The 21980-nt window shown below is 65.3% G+C and carries 19 protein-coding genes; 9 read left to right on the top strand and 10 right to left on the bottom strand.

All coding sequences use genetic code 11. The features are described from left to right. Window positions 1-15 precede the first annotated feature (15 nt). A complete protein-coding gene (locus MUG94_RS00725) occupies window positions 16-1008 on the bottom strand; it encodes a universal stress protein (protein WP_227907566.1) in 993 nt (330 codons plus the stop codon). A gap of 286 nt (window positions 1009-1294) precedes the next feature. Here MUG94_RS00725 and MUG94_RS00720 point away from each other — a divergent pair, with 286 nt between their 5' ends. Together MUG94_RS00720 and MUG94_RS00715 are read left to right on the top strand one after the other, a co-directional pair. Then, window positions 1295-1948, top strand: a complete 654-nt coding sequence (locus MUG94_RS00720; protein WP_227907523.1) for an NAD(P)/FAD-dependent oxidoreductase — start codon at window positions 1295-1297, stop codon at window positions 1946-1948. A 143-nt stretch (window positions 1949-2091) separates the two neighbouring features. Then, window positions 2092-3522 carry an NCS2 family permease gene (locus tag MUG94_RS00715; protein WP_227907521.1) on the top strand — a complete coding sequence of 477 codons (1431 nt, stop codon included), beginning with the start codon at window positions 2092-2094 and terminating at the stop codon, window positions 3520-3522. Window positions 3523-3621: 99 nt separating this feature from the next. Here MUG94_RS00715 and MUG94_RS00710 read toward each other — a convergent pair whose 3' ends face one another. The 3 genes from MUG94_RS00710 to MUG94_RS00700 form a co-directional block, all read right to left on the bottom strand. After that, the gene (locus MUG94_RS00710) at window positions 3622-4491 is read right to left on the bottom strand and encodes a spermidine synthase (RefSeq protein ID WP_227907518.1); all 870 of its coding nucleotides are present in this window, start codon (window positions 4489-4491) and stop codon (window positions 3622-3624) included. Window positions 4492-4616: 125 nt separating this feature from the next. After that, window positions 4617-4982 (bottom strand): thiamine-binding protein, encoded by a 366-nt coding sequence (locus tag MUG94_RS00705; RefSeq protein ID WP_227907516.1) that lies wholly within the window; start codon window positions 4980-4982, stop codon window positions 4617-4619. 104 nt (window positions 4983-5086) lie between these two features. Continuing rightward, the gene (locus MUG94_RS00700; protein WP_227907514.1) at window positions 5087-6637 is read right to left on the bottom strand and encodes an APC family permease; all 1551 of its coding nucleotides are present in this window, start codon (window positions 6635-6637) and stop codon (window positions 5087-5089) included. Between the two features lie 267 nt (window positions 6638-6904). Between MUG94_RS00700 and pta the strand changes: the two genes are divergently transcribed. From pta to MUG94_RS00680, 4 genes are all read left to right on the top strand, one after another. After that, complete coding sequence (gene pta, locus MUG94_RS00695; protein WP_227907510.1) at window positions 6905-8977, top strand: phosphate acetyltransferase; 2073 nt, start codon at window positions 6905-6907, stop codon at window positions 8975-8977. After that, the gene (locus tag MUG94_RS00690; RefSeq protein ID WP_227907509.1) at window positions 8977-10134 is read left to right on the top strand and encodes an acetate/propionate family kinase; all 1158 of its coding nucleotides are present in this window, start codon (window positions 8977-8979) and stop codon (window positions 10132-10134) included. Before pta ends, MUG94_RS00690 begins: the two co-directional genes overlap by 1 nt. Window positions 10135-10245: 111 nt before the next feature. Continuing rightward, a complete protein-coding gene (locus MUG94_RS00685) occupies window positions 10246-10767 on the top strand; it encodes a hypothetical protein (RefSeq protein WP_227907508.1) in 522 nt (173 codons plus the stop codon). 185 nt (window positions 10768-10952) lie between these two features. Beyond that, the gene (locus MUG94_RS00680) at window positions 10953-12137 is read left to right on the top strand and encodes a zinc-dependent alcohol dehydrogenase (protein ID WP_227891055.1); all 1185 of its coding nucleotides are present in this window, start codon (window positions 10953-10955) and stop codon (window positions 12135-12137) included. 52 nt (window positions 12138-12189) lie between these two features. Here MUG94_RS00680 and MUG94_RS00675 read toward each other — a convergent pair whose 3' ends face one another. Genes MUG94_RS00675 through MUG94_RS00665 form a run of 3 tightly spaced genes read right to left on the bottom strand, consistent with a single transcriptional unit; the run spans window position 12190 to window position 14949 of the window. Next, window positions 12190-12705, bottom strand: coding sequence for a metallophosphoesterase family protein (locus tag MUG94_RS00675; protein WP_227907506.1), 516 nt, complete (start codon window positions 12703-12705; stop codon window positions 12190-12192). A gap of 10 nt (window positions 12706-12715) precedes the next feature. Further along, window positions 12716-13111: a DoxX family protein gene (locus tag MUG94_RS00670; RefSeq protein WP_227891053.1), complete on the bottom strand. Its 396-nt coding sequence runs from the start codon at window positions 13109-13111 to the stop codon at window positions 12716-12718. Continuing rightward, the gene (locus MUG94_RS00665; protein ID WP_227907501.1) at window positions 13108-14949 is read right to left on the bottom strand and encodes a glycoside hydrolase family 15 protein; all 1842 of its coding nucleotides are present in this window, start codon (window positions 14947-14949) and stop codon (window positions 13108-13110) included. The genes MUG94_RS00670 and MUG94_RS00665 overlap by 4 nt, the downstream gene beginning before the upstream one ends. Window positions 14950-15193: 244 nt before the next feature. Here MUG94_RS00665 and MUG94_RS00660 point away from each other — a divergent pair, with 244 nt between their 5' ends. Continuing rightward, window positions 15194-16450: a DUF445 domain-containing protein gene (locus MUG94_RS00660; protein ID WP_227907499.1), complete on the top strand. Its 1257-nt coding sequence runs from the start codon at window positions 15194-15196 to the stop codon at window positions 16448-16450. A 40-nt stretch (window positions 16451-16490) separates the two neighbouring features. Here the strand turns inward: MUG94_RS00660 and MUG94_RS00655 are convergent, their stop codons facing one another. The 3 genes from MUG94_RS00655 to MUG94_RS00645 form a co-directional block, all read right to left on the bottom strand. Continuing rightward, the gene (locus MUG94_RS00655; RefSeq protein ID WP_227907496.1) at window positions 16491-17237 is read right to left on the bottom strand and encodes a hypothetical protein; all 747 of its coding nucleotides are present in this window, start codon (window positions 17235-17237) and stop codon (window positions 16491-16493) included. A 162-nt stretch (window positions 17238-17399) separates the two neighbouring features. Continuing rightward, on the bottom strand, window positions 17400-17666 hold the full coding sequence (locus tag MUG94_RS00650) for a GlsB/YeaQ/YmgE family stress response membrane protein (RefSeq protein WP_104102621.1): 267 nt from the start codon (window positions 17664-17666) through the stop codon (window positions 17400-17402). 141 nt (window positions 17667-17807) lie between these two features. Then, window positions 17808-18464 (bottom strand): alpha/beta hydrolase, encoded by a 657-nt coding sequence (locus tag MUG94_RS00645; protein ID WP_227907491.1) that lies wholly within the window; start codon window positions 18462-18464, stop codon window positions 17808-17810. 257 nt (window positions 18465-18721) lie between these two features. Here MUG94_RS00645 and MUG94_RS00640 point away from each other — a divergent pair, with 257 nt between their 5' ends. After that, window positions 18722-19753 (top strand): 1-phosphofructokinase family hexose kinase, encoded by a 1032-nt coding sequence (locus MUG94_RS00640; protein ID WP_227907489.1) that lies wholly within the window; start codon window positions 18722-18724, stop codon window positions 19751-19753. Beyond that, window positions 19753-21954 (top strand): PTS fructose transporter subunit IIABC, encoded by a 2202-nt coding sequence (locus MUG94_RS00635; RefSeq protein WP_227907487.1) that lies wholly within the window; start codon window positions 19753-19755, stop codon window positions 21952-21954. Before MUG94_RS00640 ends, MUG94_RS00635 begins: the two co-directional genes overlap by 1 nt. Window positions 21955-21980: the final 26 nt, after the last annotated feature.

Here is a 21980-nt window from a genome sequence, read left to right as displayed (position 1 = left end):
TGCAGCCGGCCGGCTTCACTCCTGGGGAAGGGAGCCGAAAGCCGCCCGGTCCGCCAGGCGAGGATCCTCGTGATCGGGAACCACCATCACCGGACCCTTGGCGTGGTGCAGAACGCTTTGGCTGGTGGAGCCCATCAGCATGCCGGTGAAGCCGCCTCGTCCGCGCGTGCCCAGGACGAGCAGCTCCACGTCCGCGGTCCGGTCGATCATGATCTCCGCGGGAGGTCCGTCGAGCAGCTGAACGGACATGGGCAGTTCCGGAAAATGGCTCTGCAGCCAGGCTTGGCCCGCGCGCAGCTGCTCGGCAATTTCCTCATGCAGGGCCTCGAGATCCAGCGGTGCCGGCACCCAGGCAAGGGAGCCGCTGAAGGGCGGCAGTGCGCACAGAATCTGCAGCGGCAATCCTCGGCTCGCGGCTTGCTCAGCGGCGACGAGTGACGCCGCACGCCCCTGTTCGGAGCCGTCCACGCCCACCACCACCACGTCTTCGACTGTCTGCACGGTGGGTGCTCCGGACGGAGGCCGGACTCCGGCCTCGGGTAGTCTTCCTGCAGTGCGCAGAGGCACCACCACCGTGGGGCATTTGGCATGTGCCGGCAGCGCGCTGGAGACGGAACCCAGCAGGCGCCCCACGAAGCCGCCCCGGCCGCGGGAACCCACCACCATCAGCTCTGCTTCCTCCGACAATTCCAGCAAAACAGCTGATGCGTCTCCGGTTTCCACCCGCGGAAAGACCTCAATGTTGTACTGGCTGATGCGTTCCAGGGCCTTGTTCAGCACTGACTGGGCGCCTTCACGGATGATGGCGTCATCCATCGTCGTGTAGCCGGCATCCATGGAGGAGGCCGCAAAGATCGGGACGGTGTACGCGGTGACCACATGCAGCGGACTCCTGCGGCGCTGCGCTTCCTTCGCCGCCCACACGAGGGCGCAGAGGCTCTGGTCCGAGCCGTCCACCCCCACGACAATGCCCGGTGACGCCTCAAGTCCGCTGTCTTCGCTCCACATTGAACTGCTCACAATGCCGCACCCCTCTCGCTCCGCCCACGGCCGCCGGCGTCCCCAAAGGAACGCCGCCAAACACGGCTTTAGTGGGTAGCCTACAGTGCCTCGGCCCGGAGCGAGACGGCTTCCGGAACACACCGTAAGAGGCACTACACGGCACCGCGAAAGGCGGATATGCTTCGGGGCATCACAGCCCGAAAACCTGCCCGCATCCGTCCGGGGCGGGCATCTGCGGAACCGGAAGAGGCGCCGGACCCGCAGCCTTGATCTACGTCAGGGGGTTGCCTCGGTGGTTGAAACAGCGGCCCGCAGGGTCAACGGCACGGCAAATACAGTTCTCCCGGAGGCGGGAATCCACACGGAAGTGACCACCGCCGTCGTGATTGGCAGCGGATTGACAGGCCTTGCCGTAGTGAGTGAATTGAACCGCCGGGGTGTTGAGTCCGTTGTCCTGGACGGCCTCCAGCATGACAGCCAACCGGTCCATGTGCCGGTTCCGGATGCCGCAGGCCTGCCGGAGCGGGCCGAACTGCTCCGTCTGCTGCACGGTTACGCGACGGGCCACTCTTTGGACATCCGCCGCGGCACTGCTGTCCAGGCGGTGGGCTTGCTGCGGGGTTCCAAGATTCCCGCGCCGGTGACCCGGGCGGCCGTCAAGTGGGCGGTTCACACCCCCGGCGGCCTGCTGCTGGCCGACGCCGTGGTGCTGGCCGGATGCGGGCGCCCGGCAGTGCTGAAGCTGCTCCGCTCACTCGGATTTACTGCCGGAACGGAACGGCGCAGGGCCCTGCGCAGTGCGGGGCTCTATCTGGTGGGCGCGGGGGAAGCAGTTACTTCGCCCACCCGCGAACTGGTCCGTCAGGCCAAGCGCGCGGGACAGGAAGTGGCTCAGCGCGGCGCGGCTTTCGACTCTGGTTCCGGGGTTCGGGCCGGCAGCGCTTAGTTCCGAATCGGACGGACGCGACGGATCTCACGTTACGAGCTCTCCGCCCCAATGCGTCCTCCCCCCTCATCCGGCCAATGGTGCGCGATAAGATCGAATGGCGGGATTTCCCCTACCAGCCATCACCATCCAGAGGAAGCGTCATGCTCAAACAAGGTTCAAAACTGGACCGGTATTTCGAGATCTCCAAACGGGGTTCGTCCGTCTCCCGCGAAGTCCGGGGTGGTTTGGCCACATTTTTCGCCATGAGCTACATCGTGGTCCTTAACCCGCTGATCCTCGGCGGCCAGGACGGCGTAGGCAACACACTGTCCGGGCCTGCTGTCGCTGCTGCCACCGCCCTCGTGGCCGGCGTTCTGACCATCATCATGGGTGCCTGGGCCAAGCATCCGTTTGCGCTCGCTACCGGGCTGGGCGTCAACGCCTTCGTCGCCGCAACGGTGGCAACCAATCCGGGCCTGACCTGGCCCGACGTCATGGGCCTGGTCCTGCTTTCCGGCGTGACCATGTTCATCCTGGTCCTGACCGGTTTCCGGACCGCGGTCTTCAGGGCCGTTCCGGCCAGCCTGAAAACGGCGATCGTCGTCGGCATCGGCATGTTCATTGCACTGTTGGGCTTTGTGAACGCGGGCTTTGTCCGCCGCATCCCCGACGCGGCCGGCACCACCGTTCCGCTGGAATTGGGCACCGGGGGCCAGTTGCTGGGCTGGCCGAGCCTGGTCTTCGTCTTTGGCCTGCTCGTGACGATCATCCTGATGTCCCGCAACGTCAGGGGCGCCATCCTCATTGGCATCGTGTCCTCCACCGTCCTCGCCGTGATCATCGAGATGGTCGCTGCCCCCGGCTCCCAGGGCGCCGGCATCGAAACCGGCTGGTCGCTGGTCACCCCGAGCATGCCGCAGTGGGCGGCCCCGGATCTTTCCCTGCTGGGCGAAGTCAGCGTCTTTGGTTCCTTCCAGACGCTTGGTGTCGTCGCTGCGTCCCTGCTGACCTTCGTGATCCTGCTGAGCATCTTCTTTGACGCGATGGGCACCATGGTGGGCCTGGCGTCCGCCGCCGGATCCGTCGACAAAGACGGTCACATCCCGAACGTGGACCGCGTCCTCCTGGTCGATGCAGCCGGTGCAGTTGCAGGCGGTGCCGCGGGTGTTTCCTCCAATCAGATCTTCGTGGAATCCGGCTCCGGCATCGCTGAAGGTGCCCGCACCGGGCTGGCCTCCGTGGTGACCGGCCTGCTCTTCATTGTCGCCATGTTCCTGACGCCGCTGATTTATCTGGTGCCGTTTGAGGCTGTCGCCCCCGCACTGGTGGTGGTGGGTTTTCTCATGGTTTCCCAGGTTGGCAAGATCGACTGGAGCGACATTGGGTTGGCCATTCCCTCGTTCCTGACGATTGTCCTGATGCCGTTCACGTACTCCATCGCCACCGGCCTGGGTGCCGGGTTCGTGACTTTCGCCGTGATCCGCCTCTTCCAAGGCCGCGGCAAGGAAGTCCACCCGCTGATGTATGTGGTGGCCGCAGCCTTCGTGGTGTTCTTCTCCGTGGGGGCAATTTCCTCAGCCCTCGGGGTCTAAGTCCCCGTTCCCGAAGCAGCCGGGTTTCGAAGGGCATGAAAAAAGGCCGGCCGTGGTGCACTGTGCATCACGGACGGCCTTTTTGCTGCCAAAAATCCGTCAGGACGCCTCTTCGTCCGTCAGCGGACGCGTGCCCGCGGCAAAGGCGCGCACTTGGGTGTCATCCCACAGATGGGCAGGAACGCCGCCGCCCAGCAGGGTCCGCGGCAGGGACGGGTGCCCGGCAAACGGTGCGTCGCTGCCGGCAATAATCATGTTGCCGTAGCGCCGGCCCTTGAGCATCGCGGGATCCGCGACGACGGCGGTGTGCGCAAACACGCGGCACACCGCGGCGGCTTCGCGGCGGGCTCCGCGCAGATCCGGAGTATCACCGCAGTTGATGATGTAGAGCCCTCCCGGGGCCAGCACCCGCGCCGCCTCGGCCGTGAATTCGAGGGTGGTGAGACGCTCCGGAGTTTTGGCACCGGCGAAGACATCACGTATCACCAGGTCACGGCTGTCGTCGTGCAGGGTTTCCGTGACTTCGCGGGCTTCACCCACGCGCAGCCGCATCAGGGGCGCGCGCGGCAGGTCAAACCAGGCACGCACCAGCTCGGCGAGCCGGCCGTCCAGTTCCACCACCACCTGGCGGGCGTTGGGAAAACCGGCGGCAAAGTAGCGGGCCATGGAGCAGGCGGCGCCACCAAGGTGCAGGGCGCGCAGCTTCGCGTCGGCTTCCCAGTGCGTGTCCACAAGCGCAGCGATCCAGCGCATGTATTCAAAGTCCAGCAGGCGCGGATCGGCGACGTCGATGTGGGAGCTGTGCGCTCCGTTGACCTTCAGGATCCAGCCGTGGGGGTTGAACTGGTCCGGGATCAGTTCACAGGTTCCGGTGTCCACCGGATAGGTTCCGGCCACCGGCCCGCCGGCAGGCGCATTACTTGTTTCTGCAGAGTTGGCGGGAGTCTTTCCGGGCCGCTGGCGGCCCATCAGTCAGTCGTCCGGAGAGCCGGGATGGTCCGGAGACGGCCGGTCGACGTCGTCTCGCTGGGGGTAAGGAGCATGCTCCCAGTTTAAGTCCCCGCAGCGATGCCGACCGACGGAGGAAAGGAACCTCAGGAAAGCGGGCTGCCGCTCCCGGAATCCGTTCCCGGAGAGCGTTCCAGTGCCGCTTCCAGCCGCTCGACCTTGCCAACGAGTTCACCGGTGTGGCCGGGCCGGATGTCCGCTTTGAGCACCAGGGACACGCGGCTGCCGTAGCGGCCCACCGCCTCCGTGGCACGGCGGATCACCTCCATCACCTCGTCCCACTCCCCCTCAAGGGTGGTGAACATGGCGTCGGTCCGGTTGGGCAGGCCGGACTCGCGCACAATTCGGACTGCCGCGGCAACGGCGTCGTGCACTGAGGCATCGGCCGCTGCGGGACCCGCGGGCGTTTCCGGACCGACGCCGGACGGGGCTACTGAGAAGGCAACTAACATGCCACCCAGTCTGCCACCGGCGCGCCGGAACGCAAGCCCGCGGGTCCCGGCCCGTCATCGGGCGGACTCCCTCGAAAAGGGGCCAACCCTCAGGCCGGAGTTGCTCAGGCCTCCGGTGCGGCGGAACGCGCTTCGCGTTCCAGCCGGTCGGCGCGCTCGTCCCGCTCCGCCTGCCGGATGTCGGCAAACTTCTCATTCATCCGCGAATTCCGCTGGCCGTACGCGAAGTAGAGCAGGAAGCCGATCAGGAGCCAACCGGCGAAGTAGAGCCAGGTTTCCACGGCCAGGTTGGCCATCAGATACAGGCACAGCAAAGCCGAGAGAACGGGCAGCACCGGGCCGAAAGGCACACGGAAGGCGGGCTTGAGATCCGGGCGCTTGCGGCGCAGCACCAGAACGCCGAGGCTGACCACCACAAATGCGGACAGCGTGCCGATGTTGATCATTTCCTCCAGCACGTCCACCTGCGTGAACCCTGCCACCAGGGCAACCAAAGTGCCGCAGATTATCTGCAGGCGGGCCGGCGTGGCGTGCTTGTCGCTGGTGCGGGAGAGGGAACGCGGCAGCAGGCCGTCGCGGCTCATGGCCAGCACCACGCGGGCCAGTCCCATAAGGAGCACCATGATCACCGTGGTGAGCCCGATCAGCGAGCCGATGGCAATCACCTGCGCCGCCCATGTGTTGCCCACCAGGCTGAACGCCGTCGCGAGGTTCGGGGCTTCGGCGGCAGCCAGATCGGTGTAGGGGACCATGCCCGTCAGGGCCAGCGATACGCCGATGTAGAGCAGGGTGACCACTGCCAGCCCGGCGAAGATGCCCCGCGGAAGGGTCTTGCCCGGATCCTTCACTTCCTCGGCGGAGGTGGCAACGACGTCGAACCCGATGAAGGCGAAGAACACAATTGCCGCGCCGGCGAAGACACCGAGGGCGCCGTACTGGGCCGGCGCCGCGCCGGTCAGGAAGGAGAACAGGGACTGCTGCATCACGTCTTCAGCTCCGGTGCCCCCGGTCGGTACCGAATCCGGAATGAAGGGCGTGTAGTTCTCAGCCTTGACATAGAAGAAACCGGCGACAATGACGAAGAGCACCACCCCGATCTTGATCAGCGTGAAGACGTTGCTGACCTGCGCGGACAGCTTGGTGCCCATCACCAGCAGCACAGTGAACAGCGCGACGATCAGCAGCGGCCCCCAGGTGAGATCCACCGGGCCAAGGTCGATGGTGGCCGGGATATCCAATCCGAGCAGGCGGAACACCTCGCTGAGGTAGATGCCCCAGTACTTGGCAATCACCGCCGCGGCGGTGAACAGTTCCAGGATCAGGTTCCAGCCGATGATCCAGGCCACCAGTTCGCCCATGGTGGCGTAGGTGAACACATAGGCGGATCCGGCTACCGGGATGGCCGTGGCGAATTCTGCGTAGCACATGATGGCCAGTGCACAGGTGAGTGCGGCGAGGACGAAAGACAGGGTCACTGCCGGGCCGGAGAAGTCGGCGGCCGCCTTGGCGCCAACCGAGAAAATGCCGGCACCCACGGCCACTGCCACGCCCATGATCATCAGATCCCAGGTGGTCAGCGAACGTTTTAGTCTCCGTCCCGGTTCGTCGGCATCCGCTAGGGAATCCTCAATGGGTTTGGTTCGGAAGAGACTCACGGTGGTCCTTGTACTCGGGGTATTCGGTAAAACTGACCGATCAATCGTAGGCCGCCGGCCAATAGTCTCCAGTTTAATCCCACATGGTGAGACGTCCCAGTCCAAGCAGGACAGCGGAAACGGTACTCGGCGGGCTCCGGCGGCCTGCCCGCTAGCCACTGCCCGGTGCTTTTGGGAGGATAAAGTAGTGTCGCTTATCACACCTCGTGCGCTTCCGGTGACTGACGCAGCGGCACGGCCCTGAAGCCCACAGATCGGACAACAACCATGGCCCGCGGAATCTATGTCAGTGCCATGACCCCGGGGTCCGGCAAGTCCCTTGTCACCCTCGGCCTTGCCGACATGCTGCTGCGCCATGCCGACCGCGTAGGGTTTTTCCGGCCAATCGTGGAAGGCTCCGAACCAGCACAGGATCCCATGGTGCGGCTGATGCAGCGCAAGTTCAACCTGACCGCCGAGACGAGCCGGGGCGGGCTCACCCGCCGCGAGGTCCGTTCCCTGCTTGTGGCCGGCGAACGCGGTGAAGTGGATTCCCGGTGCCTGACGATCTACAACGAAGTTGCAGCCCACTGCGACGTGGTGATCATCGAGGGCACCGACCTTTCCGGGCACGACGTCGCCCTTGAGTTTGTCCTGAACGCCCGCCTTGCGAACAACCTGGGCGCCGTGGTGCTGGCGGTTGTCAACGGGCGGGAGATGACAGTGCCGGAAACGGCCGATGCGGTGGACGTGGCCAGGCGCGAGCTGCACGACGCACGCTGTGACCTCCTTGCCATGATGGTCAACCGGGCGGAGCCGGACGACGTAGATGAGGTCCGCACCGCAGTGCGGCCCGGTGCATCCGGGCGGCCCGTGTACGTGATGCCTGAGCTGAACGAGATTTCCCAGCCGTCCATGTCGGAGGTGGCCAAAGCGCTTGACGCACGTCAGGTGGCCGGGAGCTCGTCACTGGAGCGCGACGTCGTGGGCATCAAAGTGGCCGCCATGACCGTGGGAAATTTCGTTTCCCAGTTGGAGCACGGCAACCTGGTCATCGCGCCCAGCGACCGGGCCGATGTCATGGTGGCCGCGCTGGCCTCCGCCGTGTCACCGGAGTTTCCGGTCCCCAGCGGCATGGTCCTGACCGGCGGCCTCCCCATCGATGCGGGGATCCTGGCGCTGCTGTCGCAGGCGCCGTTCCCCGTGTTCGCCGTCGACGACGACACGTACACGGCCGCGCGGAAGGTCAGCCGGGTGCGCGGCGAGATTGCCTCCGGCCAGCGCCGAAAGGTCGCCGCCGCCCTCGGCGTATGGACCCGGCACGTGGACGAGCATGAGCTCCTGGAGCGACTGGAGCTGCCGCGACCGGAGAAAACCACGCCGCTGCGGTTCCTGAACCAACTGATCGTGCGGGCCCGTGCGCAGCGTAAGCACATTGTCCTGCCGGAGGGCCTTGACGCACGGGTGCTCCGCGCCGCGGAAATCCTGCAGCGCCGGGACGTTTGCGCCTTGACCATCCTGGGGCCCGAAGGCCAGGTGAGGGAACTGGCGGCCAGCGAGGGCGTTGACCTCAGCGGCACCACCATCATCAACCCGGCAACCAGTGGACTGCGGGACGACTTTGCCCGCGAATACGCGGCCCTGCGGGCCAAGAAAGGCGTGACCCTAGACGATGCCCGCGAACGTATGCTTCATGGGGCATACTTTGGCACCATGATGGTCCAGCTGGGACGGGTGGACGGGATGGTCTCCGGAGCGGCCCACACCACTGCCAACACCATCCGGCCGGCGCTGGAGTTCATCCGCACCAAGGAGGGGGTGGAGATCGTCTCCTCGGTCTTCCTCATGCTGCTGCAGGACCGGGTGCTGGTGTATGGGGACTGCGCCGTCAACCCGGAGCCGGATGCCAAGCAGCTGGCGGACATCGCCCTGGCCTCCGCGGACACTGCCGCCCGGTTCGGCGTGACACCCCGGGTGGCCATGCTGTCCTATTCCACCGGAGCCTCGGGGCACGGAGAGTCGGTGGAAATGGTCCGCGAGGCCACCGAGCTGGTCCGCAGCCGCCGGCCGGATCTGCCGGTGGAAGGACCCATCCAGTACGACGCCGCAGTGGACGCGACCACTGCCGCCTCGAAACTGCCCGGTTCCAGCGTGGCCGGGCAGGCCACGGTGTTCATCTTTCCTGACCTCAATACCGGCAACAACACCTACAAGGCCGTGCAGCAGTCGGCCGGAGCGGTGGCTGTCGGGCCGATCCTGCAGGGACTGCGGAAACCGGTCAATGACCTTTCCCGCGGCTGCACGGTCGAAGACATTGTCAACACCGTGGCCATCACCGCCGTTCAGGCCCAGGAGGTCTAATGCTGGTACTCGTCATCAATTCCGGTTCCTCATCCCTGAAATACCAGGTGCGGGACACCGCAAACGGTGAGCTCTTGGTCAAGGGCATCATCGACCGGATCGGCGAAGAGGCGGTGCCGGACCACGGCGCTGCGCTGGAGGAACTTGCCCGCCGCCTGCCCGAGGCACTCGGCGGGCGGGAGGTTGACGCCGTCGGGCACCGGGTGGTGCACGGCGGCGAGCGCTTCAGTGAGCCGGTCCTGATCGACAATGAAATTGTCCGGTCCATTGAGCGCCTGAGCCCGCTGGCGCCCCTGCACAATCCGGCCAGCGCCCGCGGGATCCGCGCCGTGCATGACAAGTGGCCCGAAATCCCTCAGGTGGCCGTCTTCGACACCGCCTTCCACCGCACCCTGCCTGAGCACGCCTGGCGCTACGCCCTGCCCAACAGCCTGTACCGCAGGTACGGGATCCGCCGGTACGGCTTTCATGGAACCAGCTACGGCTTTGTGGCTCCGGCGGCGGCACGTTTCCTGGGCATCAACCCGGGAGAGTTCGACGCCGTCATTGCGCACCTGGGCAACGGCGCCTCGGTGGCGGCCATCAAGGACGGCCGGAGCATCGACACCTCCATGGGTTTTACCCCCCTGGAGGGACTGGTGATGGGCACGCGGAGCGGCGACGTTGACCCGTCCATCCTGGTGTTCCTGCTCCGGGAAGGCTACGACGCCGACACGCTCGACAACCTGTTGAACCGAGAATCGGGCCTTCTGGCCCTGGGCGGAGCCTCGGACATGCGGACGCTGGAGGAGGCGGCGGCAGCCGGGAACACAGCCGCAGCCACCGCCCTTGACGTTGCCGCGTACCGGCTCGCCAAGTACATCGGCGCCTACCATGTGGCGGTCGGCGGAGCCCAGGCGGTGGTGTTCACGGCCGGCATCGGAGAGAACTCCTGGGACTTCCGCGAGCTGACCGTGGACAAGCTTGGCGCCCTGGGGATCGAACTGGACCAGGATGCAAACCGGCGGCGGGAATCGGGGGCGCGGCTGATCAGCAGCGCCGCGTCTGCCATTCCTGTCCTGGTGGTGCCCACCGACGAAGAGGAAGCAATTGCCGAAGCTACAGCTGAAACCGTGACCCGGAACAATGCTGCTCCGACAGGCACAACCGCCGTTTAGCGAGTAGTAGGCCCGCAACCACCGTCAGGTGCAGACAGACTCCTCCCACGTGGGCTAACGTCGATTACTCGGTTAAGCAGAGGCCACTGTCACACGCGTGCGGAGAATTCCATGCTCGACGAATCACGGGAACAGTCCTCAACGGACCACGGACTGCGTGTCCTGGTCCGGATCGATACGCAGCTGCGTCTGGCCTGCCTGGAAGTCCGGGGCTGCCTCACCGCTTCGACTTACGCGACGTTGGCAAACATCCTGACCCACACCGGAGCGCTCGGTGCCGCCGTCCGGGTTAATCTCACCCGGGCAGAACACGTGGAAAGTGGCGCGCTGGCGCGTCTGTACGACGGCGCTGACGCCGCCGTCCGTGCCGGCATTGGCTTCCTTCCCGCCGATGGTACGCGGCCTGCGGCCGGCCGGACATTTGAAAAACCGGTGGAGATCATCGTGCCGCCCGCCCTTCCGGTGTGCCGGCTGGGGCCGGAGACGCCCGCACCATCTTTCCAGCCCCCGGGACCTGCACTCACCAATGAGGAAGCCCTGGAAATGGCCTTCCTCCGGCGGGACCCGCGAGCCCTGGTGGAACCTGCCAATGGTCGGCCGCAGCCAACGCGGCCCGGCAGCCGCACCACCTAATCCTTTCTTCCGCTGACCGGGCGCTGATTAGAAGATCCGCCCGTTGGTTTCCGCTGCGCAGGCGCACCTGCCCGCTCCGCCGGATCCTGCATGCCGCAGACGAACGTTTTGTCAGCACCCTTACTATTTGTCACAATGGGTGAACGCACTTCAAGCATCCGCAGCAATTAGCAGGAGGTTGGCACGTGAGAGCAGTTACATGGCAGGGAAAAGAGTCCGTCAGCGTGGAGACGGTTGCGGATCCGGTGATCCAGGAACCCACCGATGCGATTATCCGCGTAACCTCCACCGCAGTCTGCGGTTCGGATCTTCACCTGTACGGCGTCCTGATGCCCTACATGAAGCAAGGCGACATCCTCGGCCATGAGTCCATGGGCATTGTGGAAGAGGTGGGCTCCGCCGTCACGAGCCTCAAGAAGGGCGACCGCGTAGTCATCCCCTTCCAGATAGCCTGTGGCAGCTGCTTCATGTGCCGCCAGGGACTGCAGACGCAGTGCGAGGTCACCCAGGTCCACGAAAAGGGCTCCGGTGCCGCCCTCTTCGGGTTCTCCGAGCTGTACGGTTCCGTTCCCGGCGGACAGGCCGAGTACCTGCGGGTTCCGCTGGCTGACTACAACCCGATCAAGGTGGGCACCGAACTCCCGGACCACCGCTACCTATTCCTCTCCGACATCCTGCCCACCGCCTGGCAGGGAGTCCAGTACGCGAACGTGCCCGACGGCGGCACCCTCGCCGTCTACGGCCTGGGCCCGGTGGGACAGTTCGCGGCCCGCATCGGCACCCATTTGGGCTACCGGGTGATCGGTGTTGACCCCGTGGCGGAACGGCGCAAGCTGGCCTCCCAGTACGGGGTGGAAACACTGGACCTGCACAAGGACGTTGCAGACGAGCTCCGTGAGATGACGGACGGCCGGGGCCCCGACTCGGTGGTGGACGCCGTCGGCATGGAAGCCCATGGTTCCCCCGCCGGCAAGGCCGCCCAGACCGTCGTTGGCCTGCTCCCGGACAAGCTGGCCCAGAAGGCCATGGAAACGGCCGGAACGGACCGGCTTTCAGCCCTTCACGGAGCGCTCGACGCGGTCCGCCGCGGCGGCACCGTTTCCCTGAGCGGTGTCTACGGCGGCACGGCCAGCCCCATGCCGCTGATGAATATGTTCGACAAGCAGCTGACCCTGCGGATGGGCCAGTGCAACGTCAAGCGCTGGACCGATGACCTGATGCCGCTGGTGGAGGATCCCGCCGATCCGCTGGGCGTCACCAACCTGGTCACCCACCAGGCCAGCCTCGAGGAAGCGCCGGAGCTGTACAAGAAGTTCCAGAAGAAGGAAGACGGCTGCATCAAGGTCGTCTTCCAGCCTGGCAGCAACTAGCCGCCTCTGCTGCCCCGCCATCCGCTTTCCGGATCGGCGGGGCAGCAGCCGTTTAAGCCACGGGTAGGCGTGGGGGAAGCCGGACCATTTCCACGGCGACGGTTTTTCCCTCGACTTTCACGTGCATATAGGTGCAGAACGGCTGACGGCGGCGGTCGGTGGGTGATCCGGGATTCAGCAGCCGCATCCCGGCCGGGGTCACGGTGTCCCACGGAATGTGGCTGTGCCCGAAAATCAGCAGATCTGTGTCCGGAAACTGCTCATCCAGGCGTTTTTCCCGCCCGGCGGCAGGACCCGTTTCATGAATGACTGCCAGCCGCACCTGCTCAACCGTGGCCGTGGCAACCAAAGGCAGCCGGGACGGCAGCGCACCGCCGTCGTTGTTGCCGTAGCAGGCAATCAGTTTTCGAGAGCGCTGCAGCATTTCATCCAGTGCGTCTTCGCTGACCCAGTCCCCGGCATGGACCACGGCATCAGCCGCCTCGATGTCCGCCCACAGCTGCGCGGGCAGCTCCCGCGCCCGCTTGGGCAAATGGGTGTCCGACAGCACCAGCAAATTCGTTGCCATGTCCCGCTTCCTAGCCGCGCAGGCTCCAGGCCCAGCGGATCAGGGGCAGCTGCAGGGGCAGCCGGGCCAGGTGGATGGCCTTCTCCCGGTCCGATCCGCGGGGGCCGAAGGCCCGCTGCAGCGCACTGAGGTGTCCGGCGATGAAGGCGATGTACATCAGCGTGGTTCCAGTGGCGGCCGCCCGGCGGGTGGCCGGCAGCAGCAGGCCGGCCGCGGCGGCAAACTCCAGCACCCCGCTCAAGTGCGTCCACTGCCGGCGGGTCAGCACGCCGAACTTGCCGTCCGTGTCCGTGCTGATGCTGCGGGGAACCACCGCGTTGTAGAACTTCGGGTTGCGGAAATGATTGACGGCGCTAACGGACAGCAGCGCCGCCATTGCGGCCGCTGAGTAACTTTGGCGGTTCATCTGCTTCTTTCGGTGGGGTGGAAGTCGCCGGAAGGACCGGCAGGAGCGGCCTCCGGCAGCCGCGCCGCGGTGTTGAGCGCGTCGGCTGCGCGGACCAGGGCAAGGTGGGAAAAGGCCTGTGGAAAGTTTCCAGCCATGGTGTTGTGCACCGGATCGTATTCCTCGCTGAGCAGGCCCAGCTCGTTGGAGTATGCCACCAATTGATCCATGAGGGTGCGTGCCTCCCCTGACCTCCCGGTGGCGGCATACTGCTCGACGAGCCAGAAGCTGCAGGCCAGGAAGGGGTTCTCGCCGGGCTCCAGGCCGTCAATTCCGCTGTGCGTGGCGTAGCGCAGCAGCAGGCCGGAGTCGGTGCGCAGGTCCTGCTCAATCCGGGCCACCGTGCCCAGCATGCGTTCGTCGTCGTAGGCGAGGAAGCCCACTTGGGGAAGCTGCAGCAGGGCCGCGTCCACTTCCCTGCTGCCGTAATACTGGGTGAAGGTATTCAGTTCTTCGTTAAAGCCGCGGTTCAGGATCTCCTCGCGCAGTCCGTCCCTCAAGGCCTCCCACAGCTCCACGGGACCGTCCAGGCCATGGGACCGGACGGCGGCGGCAGCCCGGTCAAACGCCGCCCACATCATGACCCGCGAATGGGTGAAGTGCTGGGGCTCTCCCCGCATTTCCCAGATTCCGTGGTCCTTGTCCTCGAGGTGGCGTTCCAGGAAGGTCATCAGAGCCCGCTGCAGGGGCCAGGAGAAATGATCCTCCGCCACACCCGCATCCCGAAGCTTGGCCAGGGCAACCATCACTTCACCGACGACGTCGGCCTGGTACTGGGAAACCGCCCCGTTCCCCACGCGCACCGGAACGGATCCTCCATACCCGGTGAACTGGGGCAGGATGCGTTCGGGAAGTTCACGGGCACCGTCCACCGCGTACATGATCTGCAGGTCCTCCGGGTCACCGGCCACGGCACGCAGCAGCCAGTTGCGCCAGCGCAGAGCCTCATCCGCGTAGCCGTGACCCAGCATGGCTTCGAGGGTCAGCGCCGCGTCCCGGAGCCAGCAGTAGCGGTAATCCCAGTTGCGTTCCCCGCCCGCAACCTCCGGAAGCGAGGTGGTGGGAGCCGCCACAATGCCGCCGGTGGACTCATGCGTCAGCGCGCGCAGCACCAGCAGCGAGCGCTGGACGGGTCCAACATACTGCGGCGCGGGATCGCAGTGGTCCGCCCACCTTTCCCAATAATCGGTGGTGGACGCCAGCGCGGTGTCGATGTCCGTCAGCGGAGGCACTTCATGGTGGGAGAGATGCCAGGTCAGTTCCATGTCCACGCGCTCGCCGGCAGCCACAGTGAAGCGGCCAACATGCTGGTGGTCCACCGCCCGGGGCAGGTTGTCCCCGCGCAGCACCAGTGCATTCGGTCCAGCTACCGCCAGCAGCCGCTCTCCGTGCGGATCGGGGTCACGGCGCATCCACGGCAGGACGGTTCCGTAGTTGAAGCGAACTTCCAGCTCCTGCCGCATATCCACGGTTCCGCTGATTCCCTCCACCCGGCGCACAATCGAAGCCCGACCGTCACCCACCGGCATGAAATCAGTAACCAGCGCAGCGCCGCTGTCAGTTGCCCAGTGCGTCTGCAGGATAAATGTGGGCCCAAGATAGCTTCGGCTCACGACGGCGGCATCTCCCTCCGGAGCCAGCAGCCACCGGCCGTGGTTTTCGGTTCCCAGCAATGCACCAAAGACCGACGGCGAGTCGAACCGCGGCAGACACAGCCAGTCGATGCTTCCCCGCCGGGAAATCAGCGCACCGGTGTGCAGGTCTGAAACCAGCGCATAATCCTCAATCGGGGAAGCCATGAGCCCCACTCAACCACACGGCCGGCGCCGCTCCCAGCATGTCCCCCAAGGGACGGCGTTTGCCGACACGGCACCTTGCACAGCAGACTGATTACATTGGCTGGACGGTTCCTGCCGCGGCGTCCGACCGGCCCGCGGCACACGAACCGGCACAAGCACGAGGAGCGGTTTTGCTTTTGTCTTCGATTTCATCTTCGGTTCCCCGGCCGGGGAACATGCGTAACGACGGAAACGGAGCGTCGGCATGAGCCTTCCGGTACTGGACGATGCCCAGCGGGCGGCAGGCCTGCGCCGAATGAAAATGGTGGCGACCGGACTGCTGGTGGTGCTCGCCGTCATCTTCGTCATCTCCTTTGCCCTGCAGGACCGCTATCCCTGGCTGCAGTATGTTCGGGCTGCCGCCGAGGGCGGCATGGTGGGCGCCTTGGCGGACTGGTTTGCGGTCACCGCGCTTTTCAAGCACCCCATGGGCGTGAAGATTCCGCACACGGCGATCATTCCGCGCAAGAAGGACCAGATCGGAGCCTCGCTGGGCCAGTTCGTGGAGAGCAACTTCCTCTCCGAAGAGGTCATCACCCAAAAACTCGGTTCCATGGAACTGGCACAGAAGGCCGGCGCCTGGCTGGAACGGCCGGAGAGCGCCGCCCGCGTGGCTACTGAGGGTTCCGCCGCCATCCGCGGAATCCTGCGGGTGCTGGACGACGACGCCGTCAAAACGGTTTTGGAGTCCATGTTCCGCCGGCACGTGGTGGACCCGCCGTGGGGACCGCCCATGGGCCGGGTGGCGGAACGGGTCTTCGACGAGGGGCACCACCACCAGCTCGTGAATCTGGTGGTGGACAGCATCAACGACTGGGTGGAAGCGAACCCCGATGTCATCTCCGAGCTGGTGGCCCAGCGCTCCCCGTCCTGGGTGCCCTCATTTGTGGATGACCTGGTGGGCGACCGCGTGCAGGTGGAAGTGAGGCGCTTCCTGCGGGCCGTGCAGGAAGACGAGAACCATGAGATGCGCCGGGCCCTGGACAACTACCTCAAGGGACTGGCCCGGGACCTGCAGGAGGATCCCGCCGTCATGGCCAAGGCTGACGCGATCAAGGAACAGGTGCTGGATGATCCCCGGGTCCAGCAGCTCATCACCCAGACATGGGCCACCATCAAGAACGCCCTGACCACTGCCGTGGATGACCCGGACAGTGAGCTGACGCGGAACTTCAAGGCCGCGGTGCAGGACTTCGGGCACCGGCTGGCCACCGAACCTGAGCTCGCGGGCAAGGTCAACACCTGGATTTCCGACGCCGCCGGCTATCTGGTCAAGACCTACAGCAGCGACATTGCCGGCGTGATCACCGAGACCGTAGAGCACTGGGACGCGCAGGAGACATCGGAGAAGATCGAACTCCAGGTGGGTAAGGACCTGCAGTTCATCCGGATCAACGGCACCGTGGTGGGATCCCTGGCAGGGTTGGCCATCTTCACCGTCGCGCACGCGGTCTTCGGCTAGGCCGGGCAGCGGGCGCACACGCCCGCCCCGGCCTGTTCCGCTAGGGCTTGTCCGGCGTCTGCCGCAGGTCCTCGGCCAGTTCGCCGCTGATTGTTTCCGGTACCGGGCCAAACGCACGCCGGGCGGCCTTGATGACACCCTTGCCCATGGCGTGGTTGCCCGCTCCGCCCACAACCGCCCCGATCCCCAGGGGCAGCGCGCGGCCAAACAGGGCCGTTCCCTGCCGGGCTATAACGCGTTTCATGAACTGCTTTCGAATGGATGACCCAACGGATCCCATCACGCCGGACGGCATTTTGCCCAGGGAGCTGGCCCAGGGTTTGCCTCCACGCCCGGCAACGGACTGCATCATGGCGGTTCCCTCTTCGCCAAGCATGATGGCCATGACCATGGTCCGCGAACGCTCCGGATCTGAGAGGTGCACCCCGTGCAGTTCGGCGACTGACTGCGCGTAGAGCGCCGTTGCCTCAAGGAAACCCACCGTTGCCGCCGCCGAGAGCCCTAACGCTGCGACAGTGCCGATGGCGGGCACGACTGCGGTGGCGCCCACCGCGGCTCCGCCTCCGGTCACGGTGTTCAGGTAGTGCTTCTCCACGATCGACACCAGTTCCGCCGGTGTCGCCTGGGGATGCTTGCGCTGCAGCCGTCTGATATTTGCGAGCACCAAGGGGCGCTGGACATCCACGGCCCGCTCCATTGCCCGGAGCACCGAAGGTTTGGGTGTCCCGTCCTTTTCAAAGACGGTTCCCCCGGCAGCCTTCCTGGCACGGTTGGATAAAAATCCCACGGCAACGCTCCTTTTCGACACATGTTCCGGTGCAGGGCACCAGCCCGTTTAAGCCTACGTGAGGCAGGTACGTAAAAAGCGGGACCGGCGAACTAATCCGCCGGTCCCGCTTTTTATCTGCAGTCTGCTGCAGAACTCTGCGCCGGAGCGCAGACTCACAAACTAGGCGCGGCTGCTCTTGCGAGTAACGAAGCCGTAGATTGCGAGAACGATGATGGAGCCGATGATGGCAACAAGCCACGTCTGGATGGAGAAGAATTCTTCCAGCTCGACACCGAAGATGGCGCCGCCAATCCAGCCGCCAAGCAGGGCGCCGATGACGCCGAGGACCAGAGTAGCGATCCAGCCGCCGCCCTGACGACCCGGAAGGATTGCCTTAGCGATTGCACCGGCGATAAGACCAAGAATAAGGAAAGCAATGAAACCCATTGTGATTACTCCTTGCTGTGTGAACGAGTGATGATTTCGTTGGTTTACTGAGCGACCTGTGGGCCGCGCTTTCCTCCACTGTACTTCATAAGCATGCTTAGGTAGTAGTCGGCTCGGATTGTTCTTCCGCCCTGAGAGGTGTTAGCCCTCTTTGTTTTCCCTGTCAGCGTGGGCCTTGGACACTACATAGCGCCGGAGAAAGATGCCTATATCGCGCGCTTCCTCAGCCCCGACAGTATGCCCCATCCCGGGGTAAGTGCGGGCGGTCAGCGCAGTATTCTCCGCCAGCCAATTCCGCGTGGCGGCAATGGCGTCTTCATTGATCACCCAGTCGTCCCGGTCCCGCCCCCAGAAGTAGGGAACCGGCTTGGGCAGCGGTTCGGCCATGGCCAGCAGTTCGTTCTCAGCCACGAACCCGGACAGCCCCACGACGGCGTCGAACCCCTGCGGCCGCAGCCGCAGCAGGGTGGTGGCCATCGCCATGCCCTGCGAGAAACCGAGCATCGAGACCCCGGTGAACGCCCCCTCAGCGCGGACCCGGTCCAGCCAGGTGAAAATCCCTGCCGCGGCCTCCAAAACTGCACCGGTGTCGGACTGCAGATACGGATCCAGGAGGAACCAGCCGTGGCTGTCCCCCACGGGAAAGGTGCCTCGCAGCGCCGCCGAAGTGATTCCCGCCGGGATGGACGGAAAGAGGCGGGCCATGCTGTGTTCGTCGGTTCCGTATCCGTGCAGCATCACCAGGAGGTGGGTGCCCGGACGGACTTCGGCCGGGGCAGACCACAGGACGTTTTGCATCCCCTCACCCTAATGCGCAGGGGCCCGTTTGGGCTTCCGGACGGCGCTGGAAACGCTCCCCATTGCAATCAACGATCAACCTAAATAGCGTTGGTTCAGCACACCGGACGTGGCGCACGCCATATCTGAAAGGTGGTGCAGATTGCGGGTGATAATGCTCAAATCCCCATACCTGTCCGTGCCGCCGCAAGGGCGAGTCCCAACAGTTGACCGCTAACGGCAACTGCCTAATGTCAGGATCCGAACATGGTGGTTCAATGATCGTCACCCTCACCGTCAATCCCAGCTTGGACCGAACCGTCGAGCTGCCCGGGACGCTGGTCCGCGGAGCAGTGCAGCGGGCCGCCGCCATCAGCCAGGACCCCGGAGGAAAAGGCGTCAACGTATCCCACGCCCTGACGGCGTCCGGAGTTGAGTCGATAGCCGTGCTGCCCGGCGCCGACAATGACCCGGTGATGGCCGGGTTGCGCAGTGCAGGTGTCAGCTACGCAAATCTTCCCATCGCGGCCGCCCTGCGGAGCAACATTACGCTGACCGAACCCGACGGAACCACAACCAAGATCAACGTTCCCGGCCCGCCTTTGGACGCATCGGAGCAGGAGGCCCTCATCAGCCTGCTGCTCAACACGTGTGCTGCAGGTGACGGCGGTGCCCCTGCTTCGTGGCTGGTGCTTGCCGGTTCCCTTCCTCCCGGGGCCTCCCCGGACCTGTATGCGCTGGTGTCCCACGCCGTCCGGCGGCACTTCGGGAGCACGGCTCCGCGGATTGCCATCGATTCATCCGGACCTCCGCTCCTCGGAGCACTGATGCATGATGCCACCCCTGACCTGCTCAAACCCAATGCAGAGGAACTGGCCGAAGTAACCGGCATCGGGTCGGAAGATGAGCTGGAGGCGGATCCGGTCCTCGCAGTGGTGGCGGCACGAAGCCTCATTGCCAGGGGCGTCGGGGCCGTCCTGGCGACCCTCGGCCCCAAAGGAGCCCTGCTCATCACGGCGGAAGGTGCCTGGCAGGCGACCCGACCGCCGGTCGAGGCACGGTCCACCGTCGGCGCCGGCGATTCCTCGCTTGCCGGGTACTTGCTCGCCAATGTCAGCGGTGCCCCGCCTGCCGGTTGCCTGCGCCAGGCCGTGGCACATGGCGCGGCGGCGGCATCCCTTCCGGGCACCACCATTCCCACGCTTGCACAGACTGACCCCGGCGCCGTGACCGTGACGGAGATAGCCGTCCCTGCCAACGTATCGGGCACCGAATTCACTCGGGCTGCACCCACCAAGGAGGAAGACTAATGTCGGATCTCATTACGCCGGAGCTGGTAACCCTTGACCAGAATCTGGGGAACGAACGGTCCGAGGTGATCCGCCACCTGGTCCAACAAGTAGTTTCAACGGGCCGCGCCACAGGCTTTGACGAGCTGTATTCGGACGCAATGGCACGGGAATCCAAAACGGCAACCGGCGTTCCCGGGGGTATCGCCATTCCGCATTGCCGGTCCTCCGCAGTCACCCAGGCAACGCTCGTCATGGCCCGCATCAACCCACCGGTGGACTGGGGAGCCAAGGACGGTCCGGCGGACATCGTGTTCTTCATCGCGGCCCCTGAGGGCGCCGACCAGGAACACCTGCAGCTGCTGTCAAAGCTGGCACGGTCATTGATCAAGAAGAACTTCACCGGCGCCTTGCGGACAGCAGCCTCCCCACAGGAGATCGTTGACCTCGTGGACGGAGCCCTGGGGCTGGGCCCCGTACCGGAATCACAGGCACCGGGAACAGCATCGGGGGCCGCGAATGCGGCTCCGGCCACCGGAGCCAGTGCCGCAGGCACTGGCGGCACAGGTGCAGGCACCACAGGCGCTCAAGCCGCCGGCTCGACGACAGCGGGAGCTGCGTCCGCCGGTTCAGGCGGAGCCCACTCAGCGGGAGCACCGACATCGGAGCCCACCGCGGATCACGGCAATGCCGGCGGGGCCGGCGACGGCGGAAAAACTCATCGTTTGGTCGCAGTAACCGCCTGCCCCACGGGCATTGCCCATACCTATATGGCCGCTGATTCCCTGGCAGCCGCAGCCGCCGAACGCGGTATCGATCTCCAGGTGGAGACACAGGGGTCGGCCGGCTCCACGCCCCTGGACCCTTCGGTCATCAGCAACGCCGATGCGGTCATTTTCGCCACCGACGTCGATGTGCGGGACAAGGGCCGGTTTGCCGGCCTGCCGGTGGTGGCCGGCCCGGTGAAGCGGGGCATCGACGAACCGGGCGTCATGATCGACGAGGCCCTCGCTGCTGCCAAGGACCCCAACTCCCGCCGTGTTTCCGGCGGCGGAGGCGGCGGCGAAGAACGGGATCCGCAAAGCAGCGGGGAAGGTGAAGGGTTCGGCGGACAGCTCAAGCGGGCCCTGCTCACCGGTGTCAGCTACATGATTCCGTTTGTGGCCGGCGGCGGTCTGCTCATTGCCCTGGGCTTCCTGCTCGGAGGTTACGAACTCTCTCTGTCCGACGACGACGGCACCCTCACCGGCGACATCATCCTGGACGGCGGCACCATCTTTGATCCGGGGGAAGAGGGCCTGCTGACCTATCTGGGCGCCGTCTTCTGGAAAATCGGCAATCTGTCACTGGCATTCCTGGTTCCGGCGCTGGCCGGATACATTGCCTACGCCCTGGCCGACCGGCCGGGCATCGCCCCCGGTTTCACGGCCGGATCGGTGGCACTGTTTATGGACACCGGCTTCATCGGCGGCCTGGTGGGCGGCCTGCTGGCCGGCTACATTGCCCGGTGGGTGGGCGGCTGGAGTGTACCCAGCTGGATGCGCGGGCTGATGCCGGTGGTGATCATCCCGCTTGTCACCTCCCTGATAGCGTCCGGACTCCTCATCCTGGTCCTGGGCGGGCCCATTTCCGCCCTGACCCTTGCCCTCAATGACTGGCTGGCGGGTCTGAGCGGGGCCGCCGCCGTCGTACTGGGCATAGTCCTGGGACTCATGATGGGCTCCGACCTTGGCGGGCCCATCAACAAAGTGGCCTACTCTTTCGCCGTTGCCGGCCTGGGAGCGGGCAGCTTCGAAAACCAGGCGCCTTGGCAGATCATGGCAGCCGTCATGGCCGCCGGCATGGTGCCGCCGCTGGGCATGGCGCTGGCAACCGTACTGGACAAGCAGCAGTTCACCATGGCGCTTCGGGAGAACGGCAAGGCCGCCTGGCTGCTCGGTGCCGCATTCATCTCCGAAGGCGCCATCCCCTTTGCCGCGGCAGACCCCTTCCGAGTCATTCCGTCCTGCATGGTGGGAGGAGCCGTTGCCGGCGCCATCTGCATGGGCACCGGCGTGACCTCACAGGCGCCGCACGGCGGAATCTTCGTGTTCTTCGCCATCGGCAACATCCTGATGTTCATTGTGGCTATCCTCGCTGGAATGGTGGCATCAGGATTGATCTATGTTGCACTCAAGCGTTGGACGGCGCCCAAGCGCGCAGAGGAGCCCGTCATTGCCTAATCCATCGCCCATTCACAGAGAGGCAC

Source organism: Arthrobacter gengyunqii (genome assembly GCF_023022985.1).
In the GTDB taxonomy this organism is placed as follows: Bacteria; Actinomycetota; Actinomycetes; order Actinomycetales; family Micrococcaceae; genus Arthrobacter_B; species Arthrobacter_B gengyunqii.
Note: the sequence above shows the minus strand (reverse complement) of the source record. Positions and strands in the feature narration are given on the sequence as shown.

Bases quoted from the DNA above. Each gene is read 5' to 3' on its own strand.
- MUG94_RS00725 (WP_227907566.1), bottom strand. From the start codon at position 1,008: ATGTGGAGCGAAGACAGCGGACTTGAGGCGTCACCGGGCATTGTCGTG.
- MUG94_RS00715 (WP_227907521.1), top strand. From the start codon at position 2,092: ATGCTCAAACAAGGTTCAAAACTGGACCGGTATTTCGAGATCTCCAAA.
- MUG94_RS00710 (WP_227907518.1), bottom strand. From the start codon at position 4,491: ATGGGCCGCCAGCGGCCCGGAAAGACTCCCGCCAACTCTGCAGAAACA.
- MUG94_RS00705 (WP_227907516.1), bottom strand. From the start codon at position 4,982: ATGTTAGTTGCCTTCTCAGTAGCCCCGTCCGGCGTCGGTCCGGAAACG.
- pta (WP_227907510.1), top strand. From the start codon at position 6,905: ATGGCCCGCGGAATCTATGTCAGTGCCATGACCCCGGGGTCCGGCAAG.
- MUG94_RS00690 (WP_227907509.1), top strand. From the start codon at position 8,977: ATGCTGGTACTCGTCATCAATTCCGGTTCCTCATCCCTGAAATACCAG.
- MUG94_RS00685 (WP_227907508.1), top strand. From the start codon at position 10,246: ATGCTCGACGAATCACGGGAACAGTCCTCAACGGACCACGGACTGCGT.
- MUG94_RS00675 (WP_227907506.1), bottom strand. From the start codon at position 12,705: ATGGCAACGAATTTGCTGGTGCTGTCGGACACCCATTTGCCCAAGCGG.
- MUG94_RS00670 (WP_227891053.1), bottom strand. From the start codon at position 13,111: ATGAACCGCCAAAGTTACTCAGCGGCCGCAATGGCGGCGCTGCTGTCC.
- MUG94_RS00665 (WP_227907501.1), bottom strand. From the start codon at position 14,949: ATGGCTTCCCCGATTGAGGATTATGCGCTGGTTTCAGACCTGCACACC.
- MUG94_RS00660 (WP_227907499.1), top strand. From the start codon at position 15,194: ATGAGCCTTCCGGTACTGGACGATGCCCAGCGGGCGGCAGGCCTGCGC.
- MUG94_RS00650 (WP_104102621.1), bottom strand. From the start codon at position 17,666: ATGGGTTTCATTGCTTTCCTTATTCTTGGTCTTATCGCCGGTGCAATC.
- MUG94_RS00645 (WP_227907491.1), bottom strand. From the start codon at position 18,464: ATGCAAAACGTCCTGTGGTCTGCCCCGGCCGAAGTCCGTCCGGGCACC.
- MUG94_RS00640 (WP_227907489.1), top strand. From the start codon at position 18,722: ATGATCGTCACCCTCACCGTCAATCCCAGCTTGGACCGAACCGTCGAG.
- MUG94_RS00635 (WP_227907487.1), top strand. From the start codon at position 19,753: ATGTCGGATCTCATTACGCCGGAGCTGGTAACCCTTGACCAGAATCTG.